This window comes from Shewanella olleyana (assembly GCF_023283825.1).
GTDB classification, from domain to species: Bacteria; Pseudomonadota; Gammaproteobacteria; order Enterobacterales; family Shewanellaceae; genus Shewanella; species Shewanella olleyana.
Genome location: NZ_JAKILD010000062.1, coordinates 1 through 2271, shown reverse-complemented (window position 1 = coordinate 2271; position 2271 = coordinate 1). Strand labels below are relative to the sequence as shown.

General features: G+C 41.1%; 1 protein-coding gene and 1 tRNA gene. Both read right to left on the bottom strand.

The window, feature by feature from the left end:
- Positions 1 to 131: 131 nt before the first annotated feature.
- Positions 132 to 207, bottom strand: a tRNA-Ala gene (locus L2735_RS19805).
- Between the two features lie 105 nt (positions 208 to 312).
- Complete coding sequence (gene gltX, locus L2735_RS19800; RefSeq protein ID WP_248986305.1) at positions 313 to 1722, bottom strand: glutamate--tRNA ligase; 1410 nt, start codon at positions 1720 to 1722, stop codon at positions 313 to 315.
- Between the last annotated feature and the right edge of the window lie 549 nt (positions 1723 to 2271).

Genomic DNA, 2271 nt, shown 5'->3' with positions numbered 1-2271 from the left:
TGTTACCGCCGTGAAAGGGCGGTGTCCTAGGCCTCTAGACGAAGGGGACCCGGACTGCATTAGACTCTGCAAAGAGTGAATACTCATTAAGTTCTGTAGGCTAAAACTTAACGCTTTGATTTAAGTATAATTGGTGGAGCTACACGGGATCGAACCGTGGACCTCTTCGCTGCCAGCGAAGCGCTCTCCCAGCTGAGCTATAGCCCCTCAACTATACTTAATGCATTTGGACATGCTGCGATAAATAATCACGTTGTGTCTCAACTGCGAGGCGCATTCTATGCAGCCTGCCCAAAAGTGTCAACTCGTTTTTTAAGAATTTATTCTATCTGCTACAAAATCAATCGCTTTGGATATTCTTTGTTCGCAACGAGCCTTTCCAACTAAAAATATGGTTAAATCTACAGCAGGAGACATGCCAGCGCCTGTAACCGCTACACGCAAAGGCATTCCGACTTTACCCATACCCACTTCAAGTTCTGCAGCTGTATCTTCAATTGCTTGATGAATTGCTTCAACTGTCCACTCTGGTAATGCAGAAATTTTTTGTTGGATAAGCTTTAAAGGTTCCATAGCAACGCCACGCAAATGCTTTTTAGCGGCATTTTCGTCGAATGCTTCGAAATCTTCATAGAAGTAACGGCTAGAAGCGGCGAGATCTTTAAGTGTTTTCGCTCTTTCTGCTAATGCAGTAACGACTTCAGGTAATGCTGGGCCGTTTGCAGTATCAATTTTTTGGTCATCCATGTGCCATTGAAGATGCGTTGCTACATATTCTGGAGCAAGTTCCTTAATGTAGTGTTGGTTTAACCAATTCAGTTTTTCTGTATTAAAGGCAGAAGCGGCTTTATTGATATCGTCTAGTTTAAATAACGAAATCATTTCTTCCATAGAGAAAACTTCTTGGTCGCCATGTGACCAACCTAAACGAACGAGGTAATTAAGTAGTGCTTCTGGTAAATAACCATCATCACGGTACTGCATAACGCCAACTGCGCCATGGCGTTTTGACAATTTAGCGCCGTCATCACCTAAAATCATCGATACATGGGCATATTCTGGTACTGGTGCACCTAATGCTTTAAGAATGTTGATTTGGCGTGGGGTGTTGTTGATATGATCTTCACCACGAACAACGCAAGTAATCCCCATATCCCAGTCATCAACAACAACACAGAAGTTGTAAGTCGGTGTACCTTCTGTACGGGCAATAATTAAGTCATCTAATGTGTCATTAGCAAATTCGATACGACCACGTACGTGATCATCAAACACAACACTACCTTCGATAGGGTTTTTGAAACGAATAACAAATGGCTCGTCGGTATCACGAGGCTCAAGATCGCGACAGCGGCCATCATATTTTTGTGATTCGCCATTCGCTGCTTGTTCTTCACGCATTGCTTCAATACGCTCACGAGAACAGTAACACTTATAAGCAGTGCCTTCTTCTAGCATTTGAGCGATGATTTCGTTGTAACGATCGAAACGTTTAGTTTGGTAATAAGGACCTTCGTCCCAAGTAAGGCCTAACCATTCCATTCCTTCAAGAATTGCTGCGCAAGCTTCAGGAGTTGAACGTTCAATATCAGTATCTTCTACACGTAAAACAAACTCGCCTTGGTTTGCACGGGCATAAAGCCAAGAATAAAGTGCTGTACGAGCACCACCTACATGTAAAAAGCCTGTTGGGCTAGGAGCAAAACGCGTCTTAGTTGTCATAATGGAACACTGACCTATTTCAAAAACGTCTATATAAAGACAGATATAATAAAGTGGCCGATATTCTATACCCAAACCACCTTGTTATGCGAGTTTCGCTATTGATAATTTAAGCTACATCAATAAGCAGTGTAATAAAGCAAGCTATAAGCAAAAAACTATAGTTAAAGAGAGAGGAGATTGCTTAATAGAAATGACAATGTTTTTACTTTTGTTTTAGCTAAATTGGCTAGGAGGTTTTCAATTGATTTTACTGAGAAGTTAGTAGTTATAATTTCTGACTTAATTGATTCTGTTTTCACTAAGCCAAAAACTAACCCTTAATCTTAAAACCATAAGCTTAGCGTTAATCAACTGCTCGATGAGTATTGTAGAGTTTAACCTGCAACTTGCATGCTAATACTAGGGCCTGTTGATCTTTCAAGGTTGTTTTTGCAGCAAACGCTGCCCAAAGGGTTCGACTAAAAGCGTTTTACTCTTTGTTGGATGAATCTTGCTTAGATGACTAGGCATCAATCCATCCGCCTCAATTAAAACGCTTTTATTTCG